This is a genomic window from Microcoleus sp. N9_B4 (genome assembly GCF_036701635.1).
Classification (GTDB): domain Bacteria; phylum Cyanobacteriota; class Cyanobacteriia; order Cyanobacteriales; family Microcoleaceae; genus Microcoleus.
This window is the reverse complement of the sequence record NZ_JAUBRC010000002.1, coordinates 200067-226248: the sequence shown is the minus strand read 5'-3', so window position 1 is coordinate 226248 and position 26182 is coordinate 200067. Positions and strand designations below refer to the sequence as shown.

The 26182-nt window shown below is 45.7% G+C and carries 25 protein-coding genes; 16 read left to right on the top strand and 9 right to left on the bottom strand.

Features of this window, described 5'->3' with window-relative positions:
• Nucleotides 1-230 precede the first annotated feature (230 nt).
• From cbiD to QUA43_RS02210, 4 genes are all read left to right on the top strand, one after another.
• Entirely contained in the window at nucleotides 231-1352 is a 1122-nt protein-coding gene (cbiD, locus tag QUA43_RS02225; protein WP_333370693.1) for a cobalt-precorrin-5B (C(1))-methyltransferase CbiD, read from the top strand.
• 335 nt (nucleotides 1353-1687) lie between these two features.
• A complete protein-coding gene (gene guaA, locus QUA43_RS02220; RefSeq protein WP_445301938.1) occupies nucleotides 1688-3301 on the top strand; it encodes a glutamine-hydrolyzing GMP synthase in 1614 nt (537 codons plus the stop codon).
• Nucleotides 3302-3661: 360 nt separating this feature from the next.
• Nucleotides 3662-3877 carry a hypothetical protein gene (locus QUA43_RS02215; protein ID WP_333370645.1) on the top strand — a complete coding sequence of 72 codons (216 nt, stop codon included), beginning with the start codon at nucleotides 3662-3664 and terminating at the stop codon, nucleotides 3875-3877.
• A 155-nt stretch (nucleotides 3878-4032) separates the two neighbouring features.
• Complete coding sequence (locus QUA43_RS02210) at nucleotides 4033-4929, top strand: pirin family protein (RefSeq protein ID WP_333370643.1); 897 nt, start codon at nucleotides 4033-4035, stop codon at nucleotides 4927-4929.
• Nucleotides 4930-5280: 351 nt separating this feature from the next.
• On the opposite strand, the gene QUA43_RS02205 is transcribed toward QUA43_RS02210, so the two are convergent.
• Nucleotides 5281-5856 carry a TIGR04376 family protein gene (locus QUA43_RS02205; protein ID WP_333370641.1) on the bottom strand — a complete coding sequence of 192 codons (576 nt, stop codon included), beginning with the start codon at nucleotides 5854-5856 and terminating at the stop codon, nucleotides 5281-5283.
• A 151-nt stretch (nucleotides 5857-6007) separates the two neighbouring features.
• Nucleotides 6008-7225: a hypothetical protein gene (locus QUA43_RS02200; RefSeq protein ID WP_333370639.1), complete on the bottom strand. Its 1218-nt coding sequence runs from the start codon at nucleotides 7223-7225 to the stop codon at nucleotides 6008-6010.
• 260 nt (nucleotides 7226-7485) lie between these two features.
• Between QUA43_RS02200 and QUA43_RS02195 the strand changes: the two genes are divergently transcribed.
• Complete coding sequence (locus QUA43_RS02195) at nucleotides 7486-7668, top strand: hypothetical protein (protein WP_333370637.1); 183 nt, start codon at nucleotides 7486-7488, stop codon at nucleotides 7666-7668.
• Nucleotides 7669-7689: 21 nt separating this feature from the next.
• Here QUA43_RS02195 and QUA43_RS02190 read toward each other — a convergent pair whose 3' ends face one another.
• Nucleotides 7690-8835, bottom strand: a complete 1146-nt coding sequence (locus QUA43_RS02190) for a hypothetical protein (protein ID WP_333370635.1) — start codon at nucleotides 8833-8835, stop codon at nucleotides 7690-7692.
• Nucleotides 8836-9346: 511 nt separating this feature from the next.
• Nucleotides 9347-11269 (bottom strand): ABC-F family ATP-binding cassette domain-containing protein, encoded by a 1923-nt coding sequence (locus tag QUA43_RS02185; protein WP_333370633.1) that lies wholly within the window; start codon nucleotides 11267-11269, stop codon nucleotides 9347-9349.
• A 164-nt stretch (nucleotides 11270-11433) separates the two neighbouring features.
• Here QUA43_RS02185 and QUA43_RS02180 point away from each other — a divergent pair, with 164 nt between their 5' ends.
• From QUA43_RS02180 to QUA43_RS02150, 7 genes are all read left to right on the top strand, one after another.
• The gene (locus QUA43_RS02180; protein ID WP_333370631.1) at nucleotides 11434-12204 is read left to right on the top strand and encodes a hypothetical protein; all 771 of its coding nucleotides are present in this window, start codon (nucleotides 11434-11436) and stop codon (nucleotides 12202-12204) included.
• A gap of 42 nt (nucleotides 12205-12246) precedes the next feature.
• The gene (locus QUA43_RS02175) at nucleotides 12247-12489 is read left to right on the top strand and encodes a DUF433 domain-containing protein (protein WP_333370629.1); all 243 of its coding nucleotides are present in this window, start codon (nucleotides 12247-12249) and stop codon (nucleotides 12487-12489) included.
• Nucleotides 12490-12573: 84 nt separating this feature from the next.
• Nucleotides 12574-13080, top strand: a complete 507-nt coding sequence (locus tag QUA43_RS02170; RefSeq protein ID WP_333370627.1) for a hypothetical protein — start codon at nucleotides 12574-12576, stop codon at nucleotides 13078-13080.
• Nucleotides 13081-13133: 53 nt separating this feature from the next.
• Nucleotides 13134-13508 carry a hypothetical protein gene (locus QUA43_RS02165; protein ID WP_333370625.1) on the top strand — a complete coding sequence of 125 codons (375 nt, stop codon included), beginning with the start codon at nucleotides 13134-13136 and terminating at the stop codon, nucleotides 13506-13508.
• Nucleotides 13509-13525: 17 nt separating this feature from the next.
• The gene (locus tag QUA43_RS02160; RefSeq protein ID WP_333370623.1) at nucleotides 13526-13861 is read left to right on the top strand and encodes a hypothetical protein; all 336 of its coding nucleotides are present in this window, start codon (nucleotides 13526-13528) and stop codon (nucleotides 13859-13861) included.
• Nucleotides 13862-13893: 32 nt separating this feature from the next.
• On the top strand, nucleotides 13894-14064 hold the full coding sequence (locus QUA43_RS02155; protein WP_333370621.1) for a hypothetical protein: 171 nt from the start codon (nucleotides 13894-13896) through the stop codon (nucleotides 14062-14064).
• Between the two features lie 174 nt (nucleotides 14065-14238).
• Complete coding sequence (locus tag QUA43_RS02150) at nucleotides 14239-14610, top strand: DUF4342 domain-containing protein (RefSeq protein ID WP_333370619.1); 372 nt, start codon at nucleotides 14239-14241, stop codon at nucleotides 14608-14610.
• A 211-nt stretch (nucleotides 14611-14821) separates the two neighbouring features.
• Here QUA43_RS02150 and QUA43_RS02145 read toward each other — a convergent pair whose 3' ends face one another.
• The 3 genes from QUA43_RS02145 to QUA43_RS02135 form a co-directional block, all read right to left on the bottom strand.
• Nucleotides 14822-16153 carry a serine hydrolase gene (locus tag QUA43_RS02145; RefSeq protein WP_333370617.1) on the bottom strand — a complete coding sequence of 444 codons (1332 nt, stop codon included), beginning with the start codon at nucleotides 16151-16153 and terminating at the stop codon, nucleotides 14822-14824.
• A 291-nt stretch (nucleotides 16154-16444) separates the two neighbouring features.
• Nucleotides 16445-16777, bottom strand: coding sequence for a hypothetical protein (locus tag QUA43_RS02140; protein WP_333370615.1), 333 nt, complete (start codon nucleotides 16775-16777; stop codon nucleotides 16445-16447).
• 40 nt (nucleotides 16778-16817) lie between these two features.
• Entirely contained in the window at nucleotides 16818-16991 is a 174-nt protein-coding gene (locus QUA43_RS02135; RefSeq protein WP_333370613.1) for a hypothetical protein, read from the bottom strand.
• 276 nt (nucleotides 16992-17267) lie between these two features.
• Here QUA43_RS02135 and QUA43_RS02130 point away from each other — a divergent pair, with 276 nt between their 5' ends.
• Nucleotides 17268-19136, top strand: a complete 1869-nt coding sequence (locus QUA43_RS02130; protein WP_333370611.1) for an AAA-like domain-containing protein — start codon at nucleotides 17268-17270, stop codon at nucleotides 19134-19136.
• 196 nt (nucleotides 19137-19332) lie between these two features.
• Here the strand turns inward: QUA43_RS02130 and QUA43_RS02125 are convergent, their stop codons facing one another.
• On the bottom strand, nucleotides 19333-20148 hold the full coding sequence (locus QUA43_RS02125) for a 5-formyltetrahydrofolate cyclo-ligase (protein WP_333370609.1): 816 nt from the start codon (nucleotides 20146-20148) through the stop codon (nucleotides 19333-19335).
• A gap of 170 nt (nucleotides 20149-20318) precedes the next feature.
• Between QUA43_RS02125 and QUA43_RS02120 the strand changes: the two genes are divergently transcribed.
• On the top strand, nucleotides 20319-23159 hold the full coding sequence (locus tag QUA43_RS02120; protein ID WP_333370607.1) for an AAA-like domain-containing protein: 2841 nt from the start codon (nucleotides 20319-20321) through the stop codon (nucleotides 23157-23159).
• Between the two features lie 156 nt (nucleotides 23160-23315).
• Here the strand turns inward: QUA43_RS02120 and QUA43_RS02115 are convergent, their stop codons facing one another.
• The gene (locus tag QUA43_RS02115) at nucleotides 23316-23780 is read right to left on the bottom strand and encodes a COP23 domain-containing protein (RefSeq protein WP_333370605.1); all 465 of its coding nucleotides are present in this window, start codon (nucleotides 23778-23780) and stop codon (nucleotides 23316-23318) included.
• A 344-nt stretch (nucleotides 23781-24124) separates the two neighbouring features.
• Between QUA43_RS02115 and QUA43_RS02110 the strand changes: the two genes are divergently transcribed.
• Both QUA43_RS02110 and QUA43_RS02105 read left to right on the top strand, forming a co-directional pair.
• A complete protein-coding gene (locus QUA43_RS02110; RefSeq protein WP_190659271.1) occupies nucleotides 24125-24622 on the top strand; it encodes an HNH endonuclease in 498 nt (165 codons plus the stop codon).
• Nucleotides 24623-24860: 238 nt separating this feature from the next.
• Complete coding sequence (locus QUA43_RS02105; protein WP_333370603.1) at nucleotides 24861-26135, top strand: bifunctional oligoribonuclease/PAP phosphatase NrnA; 1275 nt, start codon at nucleotides 24861-24863, stop codon at nucleotides 26133-26135.
• Nucleotides 26136-26182: the final 47 nt, after the last annotated feature.

The following is a 26182-nucleotide window of genomic DNA, read 5'->3' as shown; positions in this document are numbered from 1 at the left end:
TAAAGCTTCGGAGTGGGTTATTGGCGATCCTCTATGAGGGCTTCGCTAACGCACCTCAACAAAAGTGTGGCTTGCTTCAAGGCAACTCACAGGACAAAATTATAGTTGACAAAAATTACGCTAACTGATGATAATAGCAAACCCTAGAATTACACTTAAATGTTTGAGGGGTATCAGTGCTAAGGCGTGATGTCGATCGCCAGCAAATTTACAGATTTCTGCATTTGATCGTGACAAAAACTCAACCTTTATCCGGGTATACATTGCCAGTATTTGCCTGTGCAGCGGCACTTGCAGCTTTGCGGTGCTTGCGTGAGGGTATTCACTCTCTAGAGAGCGTATCAGTAAATTTACTGGAACCGCAAATAACGGCAGAAATTCCGATCGAACAGGCGTCTGTACTCAAAACTGGTACCGCTTTGGGCGTGACTCGCTCAGATCCGGGGGAAAATCTCGATCTGACTCGCAATACCCCCGTTTGGGCAATGGTGGAATTGGGAAATTGGGAAGAGGGAGAGCAGATTGTGATTCTCGGCGGTGAAGGTATAGGGCGTCACACAGTCGGTGGAGGGGCGGCGATCTATGATTACGCAATGCGACTGTTGCGATCGAATCTGAGTCGAGAACTCGCAGGGGGAGAAAAAATTACTGTCACCCTGATTCTGCCGTCAGGGCGGCAACTAGCCACCCGCACTTCTAACGAAGCTTTCGGCGTGGTAGAAGGACTTTCGCTGCTGGGTACAACGGGCATTTCTCAACCGCTGAGTGCCCCCGGACAGTTGGAACTTTACCGCGAACAACTGCAACAAAAAGCGGAACTGTTTGACTGTTTGGTTTTCTGCATCGGCGAAAACGGCTTGGATTTGGCGCGACAACTCGGCATCAATCCTGAGAGGCTAGTCAAAACCGCTAACTGGCTTGGCCCGCTGCTGGTAGAAGCAGGATATCAGGGGGTGCAGTCAATTTTGCTGTTTGGCTATCACGGGAAACTGATGAAATTAGCGGCGGGAATTTTTCACACTCACCACCACCTCGCTGACGGGCGCAGGGAAATTCTCACAGCTTACTGTGCTAAAGCTGGAATGCCTGCCGATACGTGTTCCGCAATTTTTGCCGCAGCGACAGCCGAAGAGGCTCTCGGGCAACTGCGAGCTTTAGACGCCCAAACTGGCAGCAATTGGGTCGATCGAATTTACGGCGACATCGCCCGACAAATAGACTTGCGCTCATCGGATTGCATTTTTACTCACACTAACTTGCACATCCCCGTGGGCTCGGTGATGTTCGGGCGCGATCGCAAAATTATTGTTAAAAGTGACATAGGAGATACATTTTTGACCCAAATTTGTTAATGTAGTGTGAATATCCCTGAATTCTGTTTAAAACATCGGTCAGGGATAATATTTAACAAGTAATAATTCTTAGTCCCTAGACCTTAATTATACTAGGTTGCTTCGGGAAGTTATTTCTGAAGCAAGAATTCAATTAATTAGGGTAAGGCTCGAAGTCAATCTATGCTTGCCCTGTACCCGATTAATCGACTAACATCGCTGACTGCAATCTAGTATAAATAAGATTTATTCCTAGCGACCAATGGTTCCTCGCCTTCCTTAGAATTGTACTGAGACCGCGACAGATACGTCCGCTACTTTCTGCCCAATTATCACTTAGCAATTACGCAATAACCGTGACTACTAAAATAGAAACTGAATCCGTTCTCACAAACTCTTTAATGCAGCAGATCGATCGCCAGATCATCGTGATTCTCGACTTCGGTTCGCAATATTCCGAACTGATTGCTCGTCGAATTCGCGAAACTCAAGTATATTCAGAAGTTATTTCTTACCGCACTACTGCAGAACAGTTAAAAGCTATCAATCCTAAAGGAATTATTCTTTCAGGAGGGCCGAGTTCTGTATACGATGAAAAAGCACCCCACTGCGACCCAGAAATTTGGAATTTGGGAATACCGGTGTTGGGAGTGTGCTACGGGATGCAGTTGATGGTAAAGCAGCTCGGAGGCACGGTTGAGCGGGCTAAGTTAGCCGAATACGGCAAGGCATCGCTATTTATTGACGATCCTACGGATTTGCTAACAAATGTCGAAGAAGGCAGCACGATGTGGATGAGCCACGGAGACTCATGTTCCGAGTTGCCGTCGGGTTTTGAGATCCTCGCTCACACGGACAATACTCCGTCTGCTGCTGTTGCTAACCACGAGAAAAATTTGTACGGGGTTCAGTTTCACCCAGAAGTAGTTCACTCGATCGGGGGAATAGCTTTAATTCGCAATTTTGTTTACCACATTTGCGAGTGCGAACCGACTTGGACGACAGCTACTTTTGTGGAGGAATCGATTCGCGAAATTCGCGCGCAAGTGGGAGATAAACGAGTTTTGCTGGCTCTATCAGGTGGTGTAGATTCTTCTACTTTGGCTTTCTTGCTGCACAAGGCGATCGGCGACCAACTTACCTGTATGTTTATCGATCAAGGGTTTATGCGGAAGTATGAACCCGAACGGTTGGTAAAATTATTTAAAGAGCAATTCCACATTGATGTTGAGTATGTTAATGCTCGCGAACGCTTTTTAGCTCAACTTGAAGGGATTACCGATCCAGAAGTAAAACGCAAGCGGATCGGTCACGAATTTATCAACGTATTTGAAGAAGAATCGAAGCGTCTGGGCCCCTTTGACTACCTCGCCCAAGGTACTCTTTATCCTGATGTGATTGAGTCGGCTGACACTAATGCAGACCCGAAAAGCGGCGAGCGAGTTGCTGTTAAAATTAAAAGCCACCACAACGTCGGCGGTTTGCCGAAAGATTTGCGATTTAAGCTGATTGAACCGCTGCGAAAACTGTTTAAGGATGAGGTGCGAAAAGTCGGCCGGTCGATCGGGCTTCCCGAAGAAATCGTGAACCGGCAACCTTTCCCAGGCCCGGGATTGGCGATTCGGATTATAGGAGAAGTTACCTCCGAGAGACTAAATATTTTGCGGGATGCTGACTTCATTGTTCGCCAAGAAATTAACCGGCACGGATTGTACGGTGAACTTTGGCAAGCTTTTGCAGTTTTGCTGCCGATTCGCAGTGTAGGCGTGATGGGCGATCAGCGCACTTATGCTTACCCGATCGTCTTGCGATTTATTAAGAGTGAAGACGGGATGACGGCTGATTGGGCGCGGGTTCCTTACGATTTGTTGGAACTGATCTCGAACCGGATTGTGAATGAGGTTAAGGGGGTGAACCGGGTGGTTTACGATATTACTTCTAAGCCACCGGGAACGATCGAGTGGGAGTGATGTGGAGTTAGCGATTAAGTAGGCGGACTAATTTTTTGTCTGTCTACTTATTTTGATTTTCGATAAAAGGGCGATTCCCCACATTCCGCCCTTTTACTGTCACCTTTAGGTATTTTTGACCAAGCCATGAGGTTTGCGTCAATTTTGAGGGAATTCCAAGTCAACAGTTGCTCAAAGGGCCGAAGGTGGGTTGTAATTGTTCCACCGCTGCATAGGTTTCAATGTTGTGACTTCGATCACTGGTAACACGGACTTGGTTCACCCAATATTTTCAGTATTATCACGGAAAAAAACTAGCACCATCACTTGCTCTTAGATGAAACCACGAGATGATTAAGGTGTCGAGTTCAAAATAATCCCATGTTTCAAGTTAATCTTCTCCCCGGCGCTATCAACGAATTAATTGCCACTGTCACCGATACTCGCCGCGTTACCAAAGCTGACCGCTACGGCATGATGGCCGCCATCCTCGATGAGTCCATCAGTGAAGAAGAACGTGGCTCACTCGATCGTCTGATTCGCTCCCTGGTCAAAGGTAGGATTCAAGTCAGTGATGAACTCTCCATCGTCTCGTAAGCAGAAAGCTCGTTGAGAACTCGACACTCTACAAGAGCTTTCGATTGGGAAAGTTTAGACCAGTCACTGATATTGCGATCATCCTTTACAAGCATAGCTTTTTGTATAATGCAGTTTTGAGATAGACGATTAGCGTTCGCAACTTCATAAACATTATGACGGATACCATCCAGCATCTCATTGAGCCACACATTCAGGATTTGGGTGGATTTCAAGCCCGCCGCTTGCTTCCCTCAGACGTTCTAGCACTGGTAGGCCCGTTCATCTTTTTTGACCATCTCGGCCCTGCGGTGTTTCCACCCGGCCGGGGCGTGGATGTCAGGCCGCATCCGCACATCAACTTAGCAACCGTCACCTACCTGTTTGAAGGTGTTTTGCTCCATCGTGATAGTGTGGGCAGCGTTCAAGAAATCCGTCCCGGTGCGGTGAACTGGATGACGGCAGGGCGAGGCATTGTCCACTCTGAGCGCACGCCGGATGACGATCGCAGCAAAGAAGCCATCCTGCATGGCATTCAAACCTGGATAGCACTTCCCGATGAATACGAAGAAACCGACCCCTGGTTTCGGCATCATCCGGCAACTGAACTGCCTGTTTGGGAGGATGCAGGAGTTTCGTTCACCCTAATTGCCGGTGATGCCTATGGTCGTACTTCGCCAGTTCAAATATTTTCACCCATGATTTATCTGGACGTGCAACTGACTGCTGGAAGAGAATTTACCTTACCGGGCCATTACAGCGAACAGGCGGTTTACAGCGTAACAGAGGGGCTTGCGATCGATGGAGTGCCTCTGGAACAACATCGGTTGGCAGTTCTCACTTCCGGCACTGAAGTAAACATTTCTGCTTCAGGCAAGGCTCGTTGTATTGTGATTGGCGGTGAACCTGTTGGTGAGCGCCATAAGTGGTGGAATTTTGTTTCGAGTCGCCTCTCGCGCATTGAGCAAGCTAAACTCGATTGGAGAGAGGGACGGTTTGCTCAGGTTCCTCAAGAGACAGAGTTTATTCCGCTGCCAGAAGAGCCGCCTTTTCAAGCCGAGCAACCGTTGTGAATAACCACAGCGATTTAAGTTAAAAAACTGTTTGTTGATTCATAATTCGTCTTTTTCACATGAGGGGGTTGTCACCCCGTCAGATTGGTGGATTGACAGCCGGGACAAATCATGGATTTTTTTACTTGATTAGAGCTTTTGTTTATTGCATAAATATGCAACGCCAATTAATTAGGTGAAAATATTGTAGGGATGATTGATTAATTGGCCCTAGAATTTTAGGATGGTAATTATATCAAGTCGGATTGAGCGATCGCCATACCTGAGAGTCTGGAGGGTTGACGAATAGTTGCATCAGGAATCAGAGTTCCGGGATGAACCCATTCCTAAAGGATTGGAATGCTTTCGTAACTATCGGCCTATATTCCGCTTCATTCGATCGAGTTCTTCGTCTGCTTCCCAGCGTTGAAACTTTTCCTCTAAAGGATCGGCCGCATTAAAAACATTATAATTTGAACTCTGATTCCAACCCTTTGTATCCCAATTCTGCTCTGTTTTAGTGGTAGTTCGAGTTGCAGCTTCTGCCGCTTTTGCTCGGACTTCTTTTCGCCGTACTTGAATTTGACGGTACAGTTCTTTTGCTTTTTCAATCCGTTCTTTGCAGCCTTGCATTTGACCCCAGCGCTGATTCCCCTGACGCAGCAAAGCTGCTTGCCGCTCTTGGGCTGCTTGAGCTAAATCAAGCCTTTGAGCAGCTTTAGCTTTGTTGATGCGATCGTTCCAACGCTGAATTTCCTGGGCGGCGGAGAGAATTTCGGCTTGCAGTTTTTTCTCTTGTTTTTGGATATCGAGAATCAGCCGCAGAGTGTCTTCTTCTTGTTCCTTCAGTTGTTCTTCTATTGCCTGCAATTCCAGATGGGGATTGCTGCGTAAAAATTCTTCTAATCTGGTTTCTAGAAATCGGCTGAAATCGTCAAATAAGCCCATTTGTTATTAGTCCTATGTTATTGGTTATTAGTTATTTGTTATTTGTTATTTGTTGTCAGTTGTTAGTTTTGGGCAGTTGAGATTCCCCAGTGATTAATTTATTAGCTACTAACAACTGACAACTGACAATTAACAACTAACAACTGACCAATTAAAATTTCTGCCCGACAAAAACCGATCGCACATCTCCTCCCTTGCGAATCACTGCTTCTTGATTTTTGATTTCTGCCAGCGTCCAACCGCTAGCGCCGATGCTTTCGCCGACATAAATTCTGCGGGCTACGCCGTCTACTTCAAACAAAGCAGCCGATCGATCGCCCAACTCCAAAATCCCTACCAACGTGTGCGCCGAAGTCGGGGCGCTGCTGACGGCCGGTGCCGATCGATCGGGCGCGGGCGCGGATTGCTGGGCTGGGGGCGCTGGTGCCGGTTCGGTTTCGCGAGCCAAAATCTTTGGCTGGGGAGACTCCGAGGAGGAAGGGGAAGCGGCGACGGGCTCTCGAGTGCCCCCAGCGGCGATCGCACGACCGGAGGCTGGAGCAGCCGGCGAGGGCGAAACTGCCGCGGTTTGAGGAGCAGCCGGAGCAGCAGCTACCGGAGCAGGCGGAGCCACTGTCACCTGAGCGGGGGGAGGGATGACTACTATTTGGGGTGCAGGTGCTCCTGGCTGCGCGCCGGCTTGTTCTAGGGCATCAGCAATTCGGTTGACTGCGGTCGAAAGACCTGCGGTTGCCGGCGGCGCGCCGGAAATTTGAATGCTCGGCAGCGTTCCTGGGGTGGGGGCTCCGGGAACTCCTGCAAGTTGGGGGTTAGCTTGGGGTGCTTTTTTTTGTTCGATCGCTTCTAGCGAGCGCTGCACGTATTCGACAAATTGGGTGTCTGGTGCTGTTTTGCCACTTGCTACGGGCGTCTCTGGTGCGGGGGCCGCGGGCAAGCGCACGAGTCCCGACCTGCTTGCCAGCCATAACCCCATGACTAGCAGCAGCGACCCAAATGCTGCTCCCAGCAGCATTCTGTCGAATGATTGTTTGGACTGCTGTTTTTTGGCTGTTTCTAGGGCGACTTGGCGGGCGATCGCTTCTACGTCTTTTTCGGCTGGCTGTGGCTGGGGTGCCAACTGCGACAAAACTATTTGAGGTACCGAGATCGACTTGAGGGCCACGAATTCAGGCTGCACGGGCTCGGATGGCAGTCCGCCGCTACCGTCGAATGCTCGATCGACTCCTTCAAACAGTTCGTCCATCAACCGATCGGCGTAGGACTCTACTGCCACTGCTTCGGCTGGCACTGTTTCCACCGTCGCCCTCACGGCGATCGGCTCTGACGCTGATTCCAAAGACATCTGTTCGGCGATTACTTTTTGAGGCATAGTTTTCTCTGATTCGCGCTGCTCGACAACCCTGAGACTGTTAGCTTTTGACTTCTACAGGATAATCTTAAAATTTACCAATTCCCCTTAATAGGTGAATTGTACCTCACCGCTCACCAAATGTTTAGTCTTTGACAAACTTCTTTGTTATTCTGCCATCACGGCGCTTTTGGTCTTTGTACCTGAGTGTCTTACTGGTTTTTCATGGGAGATTTAGACTAACTTACACCACAAAAAAAGTTTTTTGTCAAGACCTTCTGGTGCCATGTGTCAGCGACTGGAAAGGACATAATGCACCCAACTTTGACGCACCTGCTCGATTTAATCAACTTGGCGTCAACTTGGATTGCCCGATCGCGATGAATGTTGCCATCCAACGTGCGAGCGACATTATTGTTAATATTGACGATCGTACATCATTGGATTTTGGAAAAGAATTTTAATCCCAACTCCCCATTTCAGTTTCATGATCCCAAAAATAGGGTCATGACTATCCCTTGAAAGAGCATAAAAGCTAAGGGGAACATCCAGCGAAACTTTCGCATCATCCCAGAGGTGAAATCAGGATTTTTGTGATTGTTGAGCAAGAAATGTACGGTGACATTAGCCATGATCGACAAAAAGAAAAAGATATAACAGGTAAATATGTAGGTGTCTAGCAGAGTCAAGTAAGATAATCTAGGCAAAGCATTAGCAACAGTGAAGTTAAAAGTAATTGCCGTGAGGGTACTGGTCATCCCTACACTCATTTGAGTGGAAAAAGCTGCGTTAGCATCGATCCAAAAAGTCGCCCAAGAAAGCAGCGTAATTAGCAGTAGGGGAACAAAGACTTTAAAGATGTAGAATTGGTAATTTCGCTTGAGTTTGAGTTCAAAAGTGTACCGCGAATAGCTCTTATTTTCTAGTTCAAATTTGTTGGTATTGACTGTACTGTTGAATCCGAGAATTTGCCATTCGGATAAAGAAAGGAAAGAATCTGTACTGTATCCAGTCAACTTGGAATCTGTTTTAAAAACTATACGTTGCTCATCAGAAGACAAAGATTCCAAAACAACCTTAGCTGTTTGCGAATCAAAGGGAAACTTTCTCAAATCTAAGTCAGAGGATACAGTGGCGTTAATAAGTTCTAAATAATTGACCGTACCGTCCGGCTGTGCGGTTAATTCCACCGCGCTTTTTTTGGCTGCTGATTGAGAATTGACAATCGTTAAAGCTGGTTCCCATATTTTTTCGGGACTGTAACGCATTTCCCGATCGCCAACTGCTTTCGGGTCAAATGCTAGACGCCGGTCTTGCCAAGTTGCGGACAAATAACCGCTGATATCAAAAGTCTCATCTGATTGATTAATGCGACCGAGGTTGGTGAGGTAGAAACCGACAGCAACTTCTGTTGGCTTGTCAGCGTTGGGAGGAGTTTTGAGGGCAGCTTTGGGAGTTTCTAGGGGCGGTGCTGTCGGGGCTGTGGCTGCGGTGGTTGGCCTTGATGCGGGTGCGGGGGAATTGGTGGGAGTATTTTGAGCTGCGACTGGGGAATAGGTAAAAAGGGCAATAGTTAATGCTAAGCTCACCAGAGCTGAGATTGTGTGAGCTTTCAATCGATTGTTGTTCATCTGATCGTATTCCTGGGACTAAGATGATTTTTTTTTACAGTCGCTGAGCAGAATCGGCGGAGAAACCGGATTGTTAGCTATGGCGATTGAACTGCAATCAAGCAATTACCGGAATTAACGGGATTTCTACATCCAGGATGGTTTAAGTTAGATGTACTCTGCTCAAAATTACTGACGAAAATTCCTGATGCTGGATTGGGTTGTTGATTGTTGGCGGTAATTTTTGTAACACTACTGCATTGATTATTTATACTAGGAGTTACGCAGAAATACCAAATAAACCTGGTTTTTTACTCCTAGTTAAAAGCTCAAATGCAGTTTTTTCGTCACACAACCCGGTTTTTGGGTAACTTTTATATATCACCCACACAATTTTTTGTCAACAGCCCTGGGGTGCTGTGTATCTTCTTTTCAGATCGATATACTTCCCAAGCTCTTTCTCGTTTCTGATTAAATTTGTGAAGCGATCGAAAACATCTCTTAAAATATTTCCAATTTCAGCAACCCCAAATTAACCCACCCGTTCGGCCAATTCCAACCAGCGCTCAGTCGCCCGATCGATCTGCTGCGTCAACTGAGCCAAACGATCCGATAACTTCTTCACCTCGGCAAACCCGCTGGGAGCATTGTTAGACAACCTCTTTTCAATCTCTTGTTTCTCAGCTTCCATCTGCGGAATTTGACTTTCTAATTGTTCGTATTCCCGCTTCTCATTAAAGGAAACTTTGGTAGATTTTTGAGTGAAAGTTTGGGTATTTGAATTATTAGATTCAGCGGTTCGTGTAAGTTTTTCTTTTTCTTTTTGCCCTTTGATTTCTTTGGCTTCTTCCGCTTTCTTGTAGTCTAAATACACCGAATAATTGCCGGGATACAAGCGCAAATTGCCGCCCGGTTCCAAGGCGAAAACCATGTCGATCGTGCGATCGAGAAAATAGCGATCGTGGGACACCACAATCACGCAGCCGTTAAAATCTTCGAGATAATCCTCCAAAACCGCCAAAGTCTGCACGTCCAGGTCGTTTGTCGGTTCGTCCAAAATCAGCACGTTTGGCGCACTCATCAGCACTTTCAACAGAAATAACCGGCGCTTTTCCCCGCCAGAAAGTTTGTTAATCGGTGCATACTGTTGGTTCGGTGGAAACAGAAACTTTTCCAACATTTGAGAAGCGGTAATGATTTCCCCATCCGCCGTTTGCACCAATTCCGCGACACTTTTCAAGTATTCAATAACTCGCTGGTCTTCGTTCGGCGTCAAATCCTCTGAATGCTGGTCAAAATAACCGATATGAATGGTTGTCCCAATTTCGACAGTACCCGAATCCGGCTGAATGCGTCCGGTGATGATATCCATCAGCGTCGATTTTCCCGCACCGTTGCAGCCAATAATTCCAATCCGGTCTTCGGGTGTGAAATTGTAGGTAAAATCTTTAATTAAAGTGCGATCGCCGTAAGCTTTACAGATATTCAGTAACTCAATCACCTTCTTACCAATTCGGCGGCCCGCTGTCGCAATTTCGACTTTGCCGTTGGCTGTTTTGAACTCCTGGGCTCGCATATCTTTAATGCGATCGATCCGAGCTTTTTGCTTGGTACTGCGCGCCTTCGGCCCGCGTTTGAGCCATTCCAATTCGCGCCGCAATACACCCGCGTGTTTGCGAACACTGCTGGCGGCCGATTCTTCAGCTAAGGCTTTTTTCTCCAAGTAATAAGCGTAATTGCCAGCATAATTGTAAAGGTCGCCGCGATCGATCTCTAGGATGCGATTGGTAACGCGATCGAGAAAATAGCGATCGTGGGTAATCAGCAGCAAAGCACCGCGATAGCCGTTCAAATAGTTCTGCAACCACTCCACAGACAGCGCATCCAAGTGGTTTGTCGGTTCATCCATCAGCAACACATCGGGTTCCGACAACAAGGCTGTTGCTAAGGCAATTCGCTTGCGGTAGCCGCCCGATAAGTCGGCAATTTTCGCATCAAAATCCTCAATCCCCAACTTGGTCAAAATCAATTTCGCCTTCGTTTCCAAGTCCCACGCATCCACCTCATCAATGCGTTCAGACACCGCAGACAGACGCGCCATCAACTTGTCTGTATCGCCTTTGCCGTGGGACAATTGATCGGAAATTTCCTCGTATTCGCGCACCAAAGCCATTTGTTCGCCACTGTCAGCAAATACTTGCTCTAAGACAGTGTGATTTTCGTCTAAATCCGGCTGTTGGGGGAGATAGACAATTGTAGACCCTGGATTGACCCAGCGATCGCCAGAGTCGATCGACTCCATACCCGCAATCATTTTCAGCAGGGTTGATTTCCCGGAACCGTTGGTGCCGATGAGTCCGACTTTATCGCCTTCATCGAGGCTGAAGCTGGCATCTGTCAAGAGTTCCTTGATGCCGAAGTCTTTTTTGATCGATCGCAGAGTAAAAATAGTCATGAGTATATAAAATTATCTATCTAACTTTTGACATCGGTGAGCGAATTGCAGTATTTTAGGTTATATCATATATTGTAACGCATCTGTCACACAATTATAGAAACAATCTCGACTAAAAAAGTGAAGGTTCCAATTTTTTTTCACACTAGACCCTTTGTTTTTCTATGATATCAGAAGTAGCACTATCAAAAAGGCGCGGTTTTCAGTTTATAGAACTGGAAGCAAATAAGGTTGGCATTCTTTTAGTCAAAGCTCCCATTGAATTAAGCAGTCCGGTGATTTCCAAAGTATTTGGTGGCAATTTAGAGCTAAACGTATGGGGTAAGCAGTATCATCCTAGTGATTGCTGGATGTCATTTATATATCAGTATCAAGGACATCCGTGGAGTATAGTTTTTCCAATCAATGTGTGTGTAGAGAGCAAGGTTTCTCAGGTGTCTGAGTCATTGAAAACTCGATGCATTTATTTACAGAATGAAGATACATCAGGTTGTTCTGCGTATCAGCTATTTGAGAATGGTAAATGTATTGAAGAGTTCGAGTGGGGAGTAGATTACACCGAAGAGGTTTTTGAGATTTTACCCCAAGAGTTACCGGAATATGCAGAGGAAATGGAAGCGCGGGGTACGCCCATAGCCGACGGTTGGAACCCCAAGAAATGGGATATTTATATTACCAGTGGTACTCATGTTGGTTACAAATTTCGCACTGAAGAATACACACTCAAAGTAACTGAAGATAGTTTAAGAGATCCGAGACTTTTTCTGGATTTTCTCCTGCGAAGACAAGATGCGTGGTTGCCTGATTATGAATACATCCCTTGGGGGGAAATTATCAAAGCTGAAAGTGCCAACGCTGACGATTTTGTGCGCGTAGACGGGATCTACAGAACGACTAAAATAGAGAGACCAACTCCACTTAACTGGGAAACTTGATATGGTTTCGTCAGAACTAATCTTGAGGTTTCGAGGGCAAAAATGAAAATAGATCGTATTACAAGCAATCCAAAGCGGATGAACGGGCAACCATGTATTCGCGATCTTCGGCTTACTGTTCGTCGGGTGATTGAGCTGCTAGCAACTTATCCCGTTCGAGAAGAACTACATCAAGATTTTCCAGAACTAGAGGATGAAGATATCCGACAAGCTCTAATTTTTGTATCTTCTTACCTTGACGATCGCATCATTGAGCTACCTAATCACTATGAAGCTGTTGCTTGACCATGGATTACCACTTTCTGCTGCAGCATTATTACGTGATGCAGGTATCGACACCATCCATGTTATAGCAAGCTATTGTTTGAAATGCAAACTTACGATCGCTTTGAAGTACGAATTAATCGAATATCTTTGCCTTGGACATTAGGCAATAAACTTGATGTAGCTGAGATTCATATCAACCATCAACCGCTAGTAGAATTAGTGCGCCAAGTTGAAGAACCACTTGTTAGAGCAGAGATTCAGGAGCGGCGATCGGCAGGAGAGACTATTGATGAATCAGATTTTCCACCCGGAGATTACTTGTACTTACCACCTTCTATGATTCTGCTTCCCTCACGAAACTTGCTCGACGAGCCTTGGGATTGTGGATTTGAGTTGCAATCCAACGATCCACAGGCTGGCAAAGCGATTGTTTTAGGTTGCACTTGTGGGGTGATTCAGTGCTGGTTTATGCAGGTTCGGATCGCACTTAATGAATCTACTGTTGAGTGGGCAGATTTTGGTCAGTTTCATCGTGATTGGCAATATAGTCTGGGGCCATTTAAGTTTGACCGAGAGCAATATGAATCTGAACTTTGGAAATCGGGCTAACCATCCCTTAGAAAAGCAGTATAATAGACTTAATCAGACTGGCGGTTCGTAACGTGGATATTCTAATTGAGTCAACAAAGGGCTTTGAAAACGATCTTACTAAGTTGAGTGAAGATGAAAAAGCAGCAGCAATTCAAAAAATCAACGATTGCGCCAGCCTCTTTTCAACTCAAAAAGCTAACTTTTATCGTAAGCTGCGCCGCCTTCGCTTACGGACAAATCTTAATGGCTACGAATCTTCACTATACACTTTACGCATTTCTCGAACACTAAGGGTGATTTGGGCAGTTGACGAAGATCCAATTTTTGGGCAAGTTATCTTTACTCTTTTTCGAGTAGTCAAACACGATGACCTAGATAAAGCATATCAGAGTGTAGCAGAGTCTTTATATCAAGATATGCTTCACCAAAATCTAGAAACTGCCTAAATCTCGTAAGCTTATTTATGGCACAAACTATTACGCTCTGCGATGAATATGGCATTATTTACGAAGCTATGAAGATTTTGCCCGATGATGAGCTAAAGATTTGTTTTCTTGAAGCTTTGGCAGAACTTGAAGACAACGAATGTCACAGAACGAGAAAATTTCCAAAGACGAGACTGCACAAAGTAAAGGGTTTGAAGCAGGCAATTTATCGTGCTGATATCGATAAAGTCTCAGGCTGGCGTATCCACGTTCAATACATTAATGGGCAAATTCATCTCAAGGATATTATTGAGGGGCAAAAGCACGATGATGTAATTGAGGTGATTAAATCTAAGAAGGTACGCTACGAGTAGATATAGCTAGCACTTAGATACTTGATGGGAGTATGGTGATTAGGCAAGCAAAATGGTGGGCTTTGTGGGTAAGTGCCAGCGATCGCCGATTGGTGTCTAACTTAAAGATTCAACAGACAGCAGCCACCTTGACACGGCTGGCAATACGCACCTTACTTGTATCTAGAGACGGGTTGTTTAAACAATATCTTCTCTACCTTTAGGAAGAGATAAACCCGCCCTGATCTAACGCCAAAAATAATCTTTTGAGTAAAAAGGCAGGGGTGGAAAGTACGAATGCAGATTGTAGGGTTTCCTTGCCTGTCATTCCCAAGTGCGATCGCCGAAGATAAGAGTATAGAAATTAAACGGCTGGTTTTCACCCGCCCCTACACAAAATGAACTTACAAAAAGAACAACAAGTAACAATTCTACAAGACGAAACAGCAGCGACTGGAAATTCAGCCAACCCAACAGTTGAAACTCATGTATTCGCCTCAGAATTTGCCACAGAGGAAAAAGTCAGAGTCGAAGAATTTAAGATTAGCGGCGACAGCCTAATTGGTAAAGTCAAAGAACTAATTCAGCAAGGAAAACTCCGCCGCCTCGTCATCAAAAACTCGCAAGGGCGGACTTTGGCAGACATTCCGCTGATGGCGGGATTAGTAGGCGGCGTTGCCGGCTCAGTAGCTTTTCCAATTGCTGCTGTACTTGCTACAGTTGGGGCAGTTGCGGCTCATTTGACTGTAACCATCGAGCGCAAAGAATAGAGCTCTTGCAAAAATCCTTTCCCTCAATTGATGGGACGGGCAAGATGCCCATCCCACAAGAAAAAATAACTCTTGTGGGATGGGCATCTTGCCCGTCCTAATTATTTTTGCAAGAAGTCTAATAGTGATTAGTAATTAAAAATCTTCTCTTCAAGTCCGCGAAGGCGGACTTTGTTTGTTTAGTAGCGATTTCAATCGCCCCATTGTCTGATCAACGCAAATTATCCGGTACTCTCGCCGCAGGTTGGTCTAAATAATTGTAAACAATGCGCGAAATTCGACGGACAAAATCTCTCACAATCGGGTCATTGTAGGGACGTTTGACAAAAATTGCCGCTAAATAACGCTTACCGTTGGGCATATCAATAATTCCCGCATCGCCAACTACAAACCCGATATCTCCGGTTTTGTCAGCAATAACTGCGCCGGGGCCCAAACCGGAAGGCAACAGCGTTCTAGTTGTTGTGTGCCGCAGTAATTCTAAAGCTTGTTCGCGACTGGATTCAGAGACTAATTTATCGCCAGACAGCATCGCCAGCAACTTTACCATATCCACAGAACTTGTGGTATTTGTTCCTTGAAAATCTCCCAACCAATTGCGAATTCTAGTATCAGTTAATCCCCAACTGCGAAAACGCTCGTTGAGTTTAGCAATTCCCCCCAAACGTTCAATAATCATGTTGGTGGCTGTATTGTCGCTGATGGTAATCATTTTATCTACGGTTTCTCTGATGCTAAACCGAGTGCCATCTGGTTCGTCTTGCATAGTTCCAGAACCGCTGGCAACTAAGTCGGACTTCATAACTAATGTTTCGTCGAGGCTAACTTTGCCTGCGTCTACATCTTGATAAAAGGCTATCAGAATAGGTAATTTGATGGTACTCGCTGCCGGAAATACTCGATCGCCCTTGATATCCAAATAGTTTCCTGTATCTAAATCCAGAAAAAACATTCCCGCGCTGAGGGATCTATACTGTTCGATCGCACTTTCGATTTGAGGCTTGATGGCTGTCATTTCCAAGCCTGTTGACATCCCCAAATCAGCGGAATAGTTTCTCAGATTTTCGGAAGAAAGAGTGGGCGTAATTTGACCTGCTGCTTGTTCTATGCGGGTAATAGCTGTGGGTATAAAAGACTCGTTCCCCGCTATTTGCTCTGGATTCGGCAACTGAAATGACCAGCGCGTAGCAGATTCTCTAATGACTCGGACTTTTTGCGGGTCTAACTTATAACCGGGAGTTAATTGTATCACTAACCTGGTAGTTTCCGTGTCAAACTGCCCGACTCTAATTTGTTGAATAGCTGAGTTGTAGCTTTGAGGACTTTCGGGATACTCCAAGACTATTCCCGGCAAATCAATTACTAAGCGGGTGGGATTAGCAATGAGTTTAACTTCCGGCTGAACTCCTGAATCTGTGGTTAAATTGAGTTGGTTTTCGCGGGCATCGAAGTGCCAAGATGTTAGTGTATCAGCTTTTGCGGGCAGGGCGATCGAGAAAAGACTAAGGGCGGCCGGCAACAGCCATCGCAGTTTTAGAGTCATGTTTGAAGAGAAAGAGTTTAACGGCTGCAACGAGAAAGCGGCGGTCACAGTGTTCTCGACCGCTTTCGAGGCGAAGCACCTAGCATCATACAGTCAACTCTTGCCCGCAGCCGTAATCTTTTTATTTTCTTTGAGAGTATTCCGTTTCCGGCACTTTTATCAAATCCGGTTCTATTGCCCCTTTTTCTTCCAGTCTCGCGCAGGCCGACAAAACTTTGTACACTGGCGGATTCTCTTGGCAGAATTCTTGTTTTGTAGGCGCAAATTTTATTCACCTTCGATGAATTCAAGTTAGGCGACTTCCAGATTTCTAGCATCTTCGAGCGAGTCGATAGCGGCTTTGAGAAACACTTTTCCTTTAGCAACAAATCGGCGATCGCTCAAAGGATCGTAAGCTTCCCAATTACCGCTAACTTCGCGATCGCGCCACAAAAACCAGCAGCGGTAGATTTCCCCGCTATCTATATCATCGCACAAAGCCAACCAATCATCCCCCGTGAGAGCGCTGGCATCTAATGCTACCAATTCCACCCATGCAAGTGCAGTGCAGGCATCGATCGCCTCAGCATCAACCGAGTTAGATTTGGTAGCTATAGGTTGTGGCGAACACAGTGTAGACTTCATAATTTCTCCTTAATTAAATTAAATCAATCAATGAATTTGCCTATTTATGGAACTGACCCGGTACGCCAAGTGGAAAAACTGTGTTTTGATGAATTTCTGGTTGGTCAAATTTACCAGCCGCTGATGCTTCTGTTAAATTATTAAGTGTATTAATTGTGAAAATGGCGGCGGTTCCCAAAGCGGCCATTGCCAGTCTGTGTAAGATTTTGCTCATTTGGCTGCTCCTTTTTTGCTTTGTGTATCTACTCTAAAAAGTTAAGTGGTGATTAGCGGCGGAGATTGGGGAGTTAAGAAAAACTTTTTATCCTAAAATATATTCAACTGTTGAAGCCGTTGTCAGGACAGAGTTTGAGGAGTCGATCGCCCCAAAAACCTCTTCAAGTAAAATCCCTTAAATTCCGGCTGGCTGATTATCTTCCTTAAAATCGCCCAAAATAGGAACTTAAGGCGTTAAAATTTCTAGATTCGTTCCCCTTTCAGTGCAAGCGAAGTGCTCAAGTCAAAACGCGATCGTGGTCGCATTCTCACTGCCTCTGGCTTAAAGAAACTTAACGAGGCGCTCCAAGAATGGTCTGACCGATATAACATTAGAGGTACTCTGACTGAAATCGAGGCTGAATCTGGCGTCGGTGCCGATACAGTCAGCAAAATTAAGCAGGGTAGAGAAGGTGCGGATTTGAGTAAAATTCGGCAGTTGTTCGCGGCTTTTGAAATGACTCTGGCTGCTAGCGACCATCGATCGGCTAAACTTGAGGAACCGGAAAATTTAGACGAGCTGGACAATTTGCCGCCAGCGGGGGAAACAGCCAGCAGCAGCAGAATTGTTAAAGTATTTGTCAGCTACCGCAGCGCCGAACCAGATCGCGAGTTGGGAAAACAGTTAGAAACGGCCTTAAGCGCGATCGGTCATACAGTTTTCACAGCCGAAAATAACATTAGATTGGGAGATAATTGGTTCGATCGCATTAATTTTTTTCTCCAAGAATGCGATTATTTGCTGCTACTGTTGCCGCCAACGGGAAACCAAAGCGAACTACTAACATATCAAGTTCAGCAAGCAAAAGAACTGCAAGACTCCCGCCCTGACAAGAAACCAATAATTCTCCCCATCCGCGTCGGCTTTCCCCTCAACGCGCCTCTAAATCACGATTTGCGGGGCTATCTGTACCGCATCAAACAGAGGGAATGGAAAACCACCGCCGACACTCCAATTATTATCGAAGAGGTTCTGAATTTACTAGCAGAACAACCCGCACCCGTCACAGAAGAAACGGAAGATTTAACACAAAAACAGCTATTAGAAATTAGCAGCGACGAAATACCTCTACCCGCCGCCGAACCGGAATTACCGGGAGGACAAGTCGATGTCGCTTCTCAATTTTATGTAGAACGCCCGCCCATCGAAGAACGCTGTTATCAAACTATTGTGCAGCCCAGCGCCTTAATTAGAATCAAAGCACCAAGACAAATGGGCAAAACTTCCTTGATGGCCCGAATTTTGCATCACGGAGCCCGTCAAGGCTATTGCACCGTGCCGCTAACTTTTCAGTTAGTAGATAAAGCCGTATTCTCGGACTTAGATAAATTTTTAAAATGGTTTTGCGCTTACGTCGGCCGCGAGTTGCACTTAGCAAATCAATTAGACGATTATTGGGACGAGATTTTTGGCAGCAAAGTCAACTGCAAAGATTACTTTGAAAAATACATTTTGCCGCAAATCGACAGTCCTTTAATTTTAGGATTAGACGAGATCGATCGCGTTTTCCAATATCCCGACATTGCCGAAGACTTTTTAGGACTGCTGCGGGCGTGGCACGAAGAATCGAAGCGGCGGGACATCTGGAAAAAACTGCGATTAATTGTAGTTCACTCCACCGAAGTTTACATCCCGATGAACATCAATCAATCGCCTTTCAACGTCGGACTGCCCGTAGATTTGCCAGAATTCAACCATCAGCAAATACAAGATTTAGCAGCGCGCCACAACTTGAATTGGTCGGAAGCCGAAGTTGAGGAATTGATGTCAATTGTCGGCGGACATCCGTATTTAGTGCGAGTTGCATTATATCACATTTCGCGATCGGATTTGACACTCGATGAATTAAAAGAAACTGCGATCGCAGATGCTGGAATTTATAGCGACCATTTGCGCCGGCAGTTGTGGAATTTAGAAGAATATCCAGAGTTGGCGCAGGGAATGAGAGAGATTGCAGCGGCGGATTCTCCGGTGCCATTAAAGGCTATGCAGGCGTTTAAATTAGATAGTTTGGGGTTGGTGAGATTGCACGGGAACGAGTGCGTGCCGAGGTGCGAACTGTATCGGCAATATTTTAGATCGCACTTAAGCGCGATCGTGTAAAATTTGATGCGTAACTGCGGCAAGTAATAATCAGGTGAATGATACCCATGAACGATATTTTTTTGATAACATCCGATAATTGGCTAGACTGGATAGCCGTGTTTGGTTATCTAGGTTTTACTGCTTTCATTGCATGGCGCGTGTTCACCACAAAGTAGATATATTATGAAATTACCTTCTTCCTTTTCTTCTTCTTTCATTCTTCGCGTCCTTCGCGCCTTCGCGGTTCGTTGAACTTTCGCAAAATTGGAATTTTTTCCAACTGTTCCGGCCGTATACTATCCCAGTTTAACCCCATTGGACGCGGATAACTTGTATTAGTCTCAATTACCTCCTGGGCAGTAACAATCCAATTCAGCGCCCAATCGTGAGCTTGCATTGGTAAACGCACATCTTCGACTATTTGCAAAGGATGCACTGTTGTCACAATTGGCGTATCGATTTGTACTAACCCGAATTCCTTCAACATAGCCAATTCCAAATCGGCAAATCCTGCACCTTTCCCGGTTCTTCCACCGTTGGGCGCCGCGGCTACGCAGCCGACTATTACTAAATCAATTGGCTCCATTTCTGCAAAACTTACCAATTTTCCGCAATCAAGTGCTTTGCGGGCGATCGCACTTTCAGCAATAGATACATTTTGCCTCTGCAAATCCTCAGCAGTCAACTCAACAAAACAGCGATCGTCTGTCAATCGCGGTACTGCCATATACAGGCGTTTTCCATCTTGCAAAGCTTGCATCCGCACCGGATTTTGCGCCGAATCTGGATTGCACTTAATCGTTTTTGCTTGTTGCCAAATTGGTAAACTTGCCAATCTTTCGGCCGCCAAATCAGCACCGACAAAGTGGGGAATATGACCAAACGGATCGCCAATAGATGCGGCTTGCTGCTTCAGCGAAGACCAAATTTCGGTTCTTAACTTGTCTTTGTCGTCGTTATATCCAGTCCAATCAGTTTTCATGTTGTAAGAAGAAGGAAGAAGGAAGAAGGAAGAAGGAAGAAGGCTCATCTAGCAACTTTTTTAGCCATTTGTATCTGAGATTTAATTAAATATATTCATTTATTGTGGTACAATTAATCATACAAAATTATAATAACCCCTCGATTCTTTAGTCTCTTAGAGAGGGACTTCGTTTGACTCTTGAGCGGTTTAAACCGCTGAATATTCTTTTTGATTTTATGAAGTTTACCACAAAGCCCAGTTACTATCAAGTCGGCGGCAGTCTCACCAATAACGCTCCCAATTATGTGAAGCGACAAGCAGACGACGATTTATATAACGGATTGAAAGCCGGGGAATTTTGTTATGTTTTGAATTCCCGGCAAATGGGCAAATCTAGCTTGCAGGTGCGGACAATTCAGCGGCTGAGAAATGAAGGAATTGCTTGTGCTGCGATCGACATTTCGGAAATTGGCAACCGCGGCGTCACTCCCGAACAGTGGTATGCTGGTTTGCTACGCATTCTCGAAAATAACTTTAACCTGTCGGATATTGTCAACGTGCGGACTTGGTGGCGCGATCGCAATTTTTTAACCCCGGTTCAAAGATTGAGCGAATTCATCGAAACCGTACTGTTACCCAACATTTCCAGCAATATTGTCATTTTTATTGACGAAATCGACAGCATTCTCGCCCTAGATTTTCCAGCCGACGATTTTTTAGCCTTAATCCGATCGTGCTATAACAAGCGCGCCAACAATTCAGAGTTCGATCGCCTAACTTGGGCCCTTTTAGGCGTAGCATCGCCGACGGATTTGTGCCGCGAGCAAAATGCCACCAGCAATACCCCTTTTAATATTGGCAAGGCGATCGAATTAACTGGTTTTGACGAAACAGAAGCTCAACCGCTAGCAGCGGGGTTGGCAGAGCTGACAGACAGCCCTAATGAAGTTTTGAGAGAAGTATTGTATTGGACGGGCGGGCAGCCTTTTTTGACTCAAAAGCTGTGCAAACTATTGTTGGAAAATCCACAATTAATCCCGAATTCACCCCCCCCAGCCCCCCCTTGCCAAGGGGGGGAGGAAGATGCTGCCACCCCTTGGCAAGGGGGGGAGAAAGATGCTGCTACCCCTTGGCAAGGGGGGGAGAAAGATGCTGCCACCGCTTGCCAAGAGGGGGAGGAAGATCAAATTCACCCTTCTAAAGAGTGGGTGGAGAAGGTAGTGCGCTTGAAAATAGTGGAGAATTGGGAATCTCAAGATGTGCCCGAACATTTGTCCACAATTCGCGATCGGCTTTTCAGAGAAAACCAACGGATTGTCAGGAGACTGGGATTGTATCAGCAAATTTTAGAACAAACTGAAATTGTCCCCGATGGTAGTGCCGAACAAATGGAGTTGCGATTAAGCGGATTAATCGTTAAGCGCGGGGAAAAATTAACAATTTCTAATCCGATTTATGATGCTGTATTTAACAAAGAATTAATTGAAGAAAAATTAGAAAAACTCTCGCCTTACTCGGAAGCGATCAAAGTCTGGCTAAATTCTAGCTGTGAAGATGATTCCCAACTGTTGCGAGGAGATGATTTGCAGTCAGCATTAGTTTGGGCAGCAGGAAAAAGTTTGAGAAACGAAGATTTTCAGTTTTTGACGGCTAGCCAGAAAGTTATTTTGAGCGACCAAAATCAACTGCTGCATTCAGCTACACTCGAAACCAAAAAAGCTGTCTGTGATGCCGAAAAAGCTTTGAGTGAAGCTGACTCTGCCAAACAAAAAGCAAAACAGTGGATCGGCATCGGTTCTGCGGTACTGGCAGCATCGTTACTGGCGGCGATCGGCTTTTCAACTCTCGCTTACCAGCGGTTTAAATTAGCACAAGCAAGTATTGAAATCGAACAAAATGGCAGCGATGCTTTATTGTTAGCGGTATCTCAAAAAACAGAAAACACCGAAGCTTTATCAGAAGCTTTACTGAGGGCGATCGCCTCCGGAAAAAAATTAAAAACCTTGGTTGAAAACAAACCTAAGCTAGAACAATACCCGGCAACTAGACCGCTGTTAGCATTACAAATAATTCTCGATAAAATTAGTGAAACACAGCAGATTAAAGCCTCATTAAGTCCGCCAAGAAAGATAACTTGGCAAGCTCATAAAGGTGCAGTTACCAGCGTCAGTTTTAGCCAAAACACGCAAATTTTAGCAACGGCAGGAATAGACGATCGAGTTCGGATGTGGAACTTTTCCGGGCAAAAAATTGCTGAATGGAAAGCTTTGCAGCAGTCAGTTAATATGGTAAACTTTAGCCCGAATGGTAAATTTTTAGCGACCGCCGGAAGGGACAGCACAGTTAAAATATGGAATTTATCAGGTAAAAACATTTCTACTTTGAAAGGAATTAAAGGCTCTGTTACCAGCATCAGTTTTAGTCCCGAAGGAAAGTTCTTAGCGGCTGCGGGGATAGACAGCTATGCTGCAATTTGGGATTTGTCTAAACTGCCACAATTAGTATCGTCTAGCCGGAAACTCCCAGGTCACAACGGCTTAGTGAGAAGTGTAAATTTTAGCCCAAAGGGCGATTTCATAACTACTTTAGATGGCAACTCAACAGTGCGAATTTGGAATTTGTCGGGCAAGCTGAAAAAAACACTGCCTGTTCAGGCAATTGGGCTCAGTTTCACTCCAGCTCAACACCAGTATCGCTTTGCTACAGTAACATTGAATGGCAAAGTTGGGCTGTGGAATCTGTCAGAAAAAGAATTAGTTAAGGAATTTCAAACCTTGCATTTTGATGCGAAATCAATTAGTTTTAGTCCCGACGGAGAACGGCTTGCTACAGTGGGAATTGACAAGACTGTACGGCTGTGGAATTTAGCGGGGCGGCAGGTTGCTCAATTTGAGTTCGATGAGAATGTTGTTAGTGTCAGTTGGAGTCGAGACGGAAAGCAAATTGCTGTAGCTGGAAGCAACGGCACGGTCTGGCTGAGGCAGGTTGAAGGGTTAGAAGAATTGCTAAAGCAAAGCTGCAATTTTTTCACCACTCAACCGAAGTATTTTACCAGAGTTTCAACTATCTGCAACTAGGGACACGGCAATGCCCATTAGTGTCAACTTAAGCTGTCAGCCCGCCAAGTCAGTTAGTCATCCATCTAGTCCGCCAGGGGTTTCAACCCCTGCCGGACTATTGGTTGTACCTTAAGTTGACACCTATGGGCAATGCCATGTCCCTACTAATGATTATCAATTTACTTTAACAGGCGAAACACTTACATTAGGATTTGTAACTCTTTTTAAGAGTTCTTGTCGGGCTTGTTCGGGATTTTGCCCTTTGGGTACTTGATATAATAATCTACAGGAACCGTCTTGAGGATTAGCTGCACAAATAATTAGTTGACCGGTGGGCGATGAACCTGCGGTGACAATATTCTCCCAGCTTCCTTGCGGTTGCGAGTTGTTGAGAATTCCTGAGACTCTGGTACACCGAGTAATCGCATCTTCTCCTGATTCATTGAAATAGTTATCAGCTAGCCACAAAATAACGGGAATATTTTTGCCTTGTTGGACAGCAATTGTAGCGGGGCGGCCGCCAGCCGCGCCGCAGAAGAATGAAGGCGCTTGGGCAAAGGCTGGACTGTTTGCTAAAATCGGAGCAGCAAGGGCAATAATTGACGCGCTAAAAGCTGACTTTAAGAGCCGAAATTTCATGAGCAGTAATAAGCTTTTTCATTTAAGGTTACTAATAGTCTAAAAAGTTAAACTGTTTGTTGCCGGGAAGATTAGGCATTTAGGGAAAAAAATAAAATTAATTCTGCAAATTTTTGCGATCGCACACACTGGCCTCATCTCAGCCAAAACTCCGGGAAAAAAGCTCGCTGACAAACACCAAAGGCAGAAAATAGATGCAGCCCTAGGGGGCGCAGGCGCCAAGGTATAGGGTAAAGGAGTGGTTTTTCAGCGTTTTTTGCTGAGCCTCGCTGTTCCTGATGCCCTCCCACCTAAAGTGGAACCTGTGTTAACATCGAAAAAAATATTCTCTTTAATAATCAACAATGGGCAATGTTCTGGTGCTGAACGCCTCCTACGAACCCCTTAACATCACCAATTGGCGAAGGGCGGTAGTTTTGTTGCTGAAAGGAAAAGCAGAACAGGTAGAACACAACGGGAAATTTATTGCGCCAAACTTCCCGCTACCAACTGTGATCCGACTGCGGCATTACGTCCGAGTTCCCTATAAGGATATTCCGCTAACCCGCCGGAACATCTTGCACCGGGATGCACACTCTTGTCAATACTGTAGTTATACGGGGGACGATTTAACCCTCGATCATGTCATTCCCCGATCGCGCGGAGGAGGGGACAGTTGGGAAAACCTCGTCACCGCTTGCGTGCGCTGCAATGTCAATAAAGGCAGCCGCACGCCGAAAGAAGCGGGAATGCCGCTGCGCTATCCGCCGAGGAAACCTCACAGCGGTCTTTATTTTGAAGTGACTAAACACGTTAAGAGTGGTATGCACAAAGAATGGCAAAAATATGTAATAGGCCTTTAAAACCCCTGTCAGCGCAAGCGCGGGGGTTTTTTGCGGGAGTTATGAGTTCTGAGATTGCTTCGTTCCCGGCAACGCACACTCTCTGGATGAATTAAAAAATTAAACAGATAATTTGCGTTCTTAAATCAGGTTTCTAGTAAAAAGTATTGGCTTTGACAACAAGCCCTCTACAAAGAAACCGGGTTTAAGATCGAATGTCGTGCAAATCCTGAAATAGTTAAATTGTTAATTTTCAACGATGAAAGACCATCCCCCTAACAATTCCGATGAAACATCCGGCAACCGCGAAGGTGAACTTGAGCCCAGCAGCGAGGTTGTACCCGCAGTGAGTGCGCCGGGGAAACGGCGCAGCAAAGCCGAAGTTGCTTCCGAAGAGAATCGCGGCCGTCTCCGCGAGGAATTGCACGATCGCAAAGTCGAGCAATTGCGCCAAATGTTCGATCGGCACAAAGGCACTCGCCAATTAATATTGCTGCAAGATTTTCCAGATCCCGACGCACTTTCAAGCGCTTGGACTTACAAATTAATCGCCGAACAGTATGATATCCTCTGCGAGATTATCTACGCCGGCGCCCTCAGCCACCAAGAAAATATTGCCTTAGTTAAATTGACAGGGTTGCCGTTGCAGCGGTGGACGCTGGAAACAGTAAAAACTAAGGATTTGTCGGTGTTTCAGGGCTGCGCTTTCATCGACAATCAAGGGACGACTTGTAACTTAACCGAGTATATTTTAGCGGCTGGAGTTCCGATCGCCGCCGTCATCGACCACCACAATTTGCAGGGGGAAATGAACGCAGAATTTACCGATTTGCGTCCTCAAATCCGCGCTACAGCCACGATTTTTGCCGAGTATTTACAGTCTGGACTCCTAACTCTCGACGCCAGCGTCAGTCTGCATATCAAGTGTGCTACAGCTTTGATGCACGGTTTGCGATCGGATACGATCGCCCTCAGACAAGCTCAGGAAGAGGACTTTTTAGCTGCGGCTTATTTGAGCCGGTTTTATGACCCGCAGTTGCTGAATGCCGTTTTACAGTCGTCTCGTTCTAAGTGGGTGATGGACGCGATCGAGCGATCGCTCAAACACCGCACCGTCCAGAACAATTTTTCGATCGCCGGCATCGGCTACCTCCGCTATGACGATCGGGATTCTATTCCCCAAGCGGCGGACTTTTTAGTAACAGAGGAGAACGTACATACAGCCGTTGTTTACGCAATTGTTCACGACAAAGACGAAGAAATTGAAGTAGTAATTGGCTCGCTGCGAACTAATAAACTTACTCTCGACCCCGACGAATTCATTAAAGAAGCCTTCGGTCAAGATGCTCAAGGACGCTTTTTTGGTGGCGGCAGAAGTCAAGCTGGAGGTTTTGAAATTCCGGTGGGATTTCTTTCTGGCGGGAATGAGAAGAGCGATTATGCAAGGCTGAAATGGGAAGTATTCGATGATCAGATAAAGCAAAAGTTGCTGCATTTAATTAGTCCTAAAGACAATCCTGTTTACGACCATTAACTCTGGAGTTTCTAGGTGCGGTCTTGATTCCAGCAACAGCCTGGGAA

Coding starts and splice junctions, on each gene's coding strand:
- QUA43_RS02215 (WP_333370645.1), top strand. CDS start 3,662: ATGTTTCAAGTTAATCTTCTCCCCGGCGCTATCAACGAATTAATTGCC.
- QUA43_RS02210 (WP_333370643.1), top strand. CDS start 4,033: ATGACGGATACCATCCAGCATCTCATTGAGCCACACATTCAGGATTTG.
- QUA43_RS02205 (WP_333370641.1), bottom strand. CDS start 5,856: ATGGGCTTATTTGACGATTTCAGCCGATTTCTAGAAACCAGATTAGAA.
- QUA43_RS02200 (WP_333370639.1), bottom strand. CDS start 7,225: ATGCCTCAAAAAGTAATCGCCGAACAGATGTCTTTGGAATCAGCGTCA.
- QUA43_RS02190 (WP_333370635.1), bottom strand. CDS start 8,835: ATGAACAACAATCGATTGAAAGCTCACACAATCTCAGCTCTGGTGAGC.
- QUA43_RS02185 (WP_333370633.1), bottom strand. CDS start 11,269: ATGACTATTTTTACTCTGCGATCGATCAAAAAAGACTTCGGCATCAAG.
- QUA43_RS02180 (WP_333370631.1), top strand. CDS start 11,434: ATGATATCAGAAGTAGCACTATCAAAAAGGCGCGGTTTTCAGTTTATA.
- QUA43_RS02175 (WP_333370629.1), top strand. CDS start 12,247: ATGAAAATAGATCGTATTACAAGCAATCCAAAGCGGATGAACGGGCAA.
- QUA43_RS02170 (WP_333370627.1), top strand. CDS start 12,574: ATGCAAACTTACGATCGCTTTGAAGTACGAATTAATCGAATATCTTTG.
- QUA43_RS02160 (WP_333370623.1), top strand. CDS start 13,526: ATGGCACAAACTATTACGCTCTGCGATGAATATGGCATTATTTACGAA.
- QUA43_RS02155 (WP_333370621.1), top strand. CDS start 13,894: ATGGTGATTAGGCAAGCAAAATGGTGGGCTTTGTGGGTAAGTGCCAGC.
- QUA43_RS02150 (WP_333370619.1), top strand. CDS start 14,239: ATGAACTTACAAAAAGAACAACAAGTAACAATTCTACAAGACGAAACA.
- QUA43_RS02145 (WP_333370617.1), bottom strand. CDS start 16,153: ATGACTCTAAAACTGCGATGGCTGTTGCCGGCCGCCCTTAGTCTTTTC.
- QUA43_RS02140 (WP_333370615.1), bottom strand. CDS start 16,777: ATGAAGTCTACACTGTGTTCGCCACAACCTATAGCTACCAAATCTAAC.
- QUA43_RS02135 (WP_333370613.1), bottom strand. CDS start 16,991: ATGAGCAAAATCTTACACAGACTGGCAATGGCCGCTTTGGGAACCGCC.
- QUA43_RS02125 (WP_333370609.1), bottom strand. CDS start 20,148: ATGAGCCTTCTTCCTTCTTCCTTCTTCCTTCTTCCTTCTTCTTACAAC.
- QUA43_RS02120 (WP_333370607.1), top strand. CDS start 20,319: ATGAAGTTTACCACAAAGCCCAGTTACTATCAAGTCGGCGGCAGTCTC.
- QUA43_RS02115 (WP_333370605.1), bottom strand. CDS start 23,780: ATGAAATTTCGGCTCTTAAAGTCAGCTTTTAGCGCGTCAATTATTGCC.
- QUA43_RS02110 (WP_190659271.1), top strand. CDS start 24,125: ATGGGCAATGTTCTGGTGCTGAACGCCTCCTACGAACCCCTTAACATC.
- QUA43_RS02105 (WP_333370603.1), top strand. CDS start 24,861: ATGAAAGACCATCCCCCTAACAATTCCGATGAAACATCCGGCAACCGC.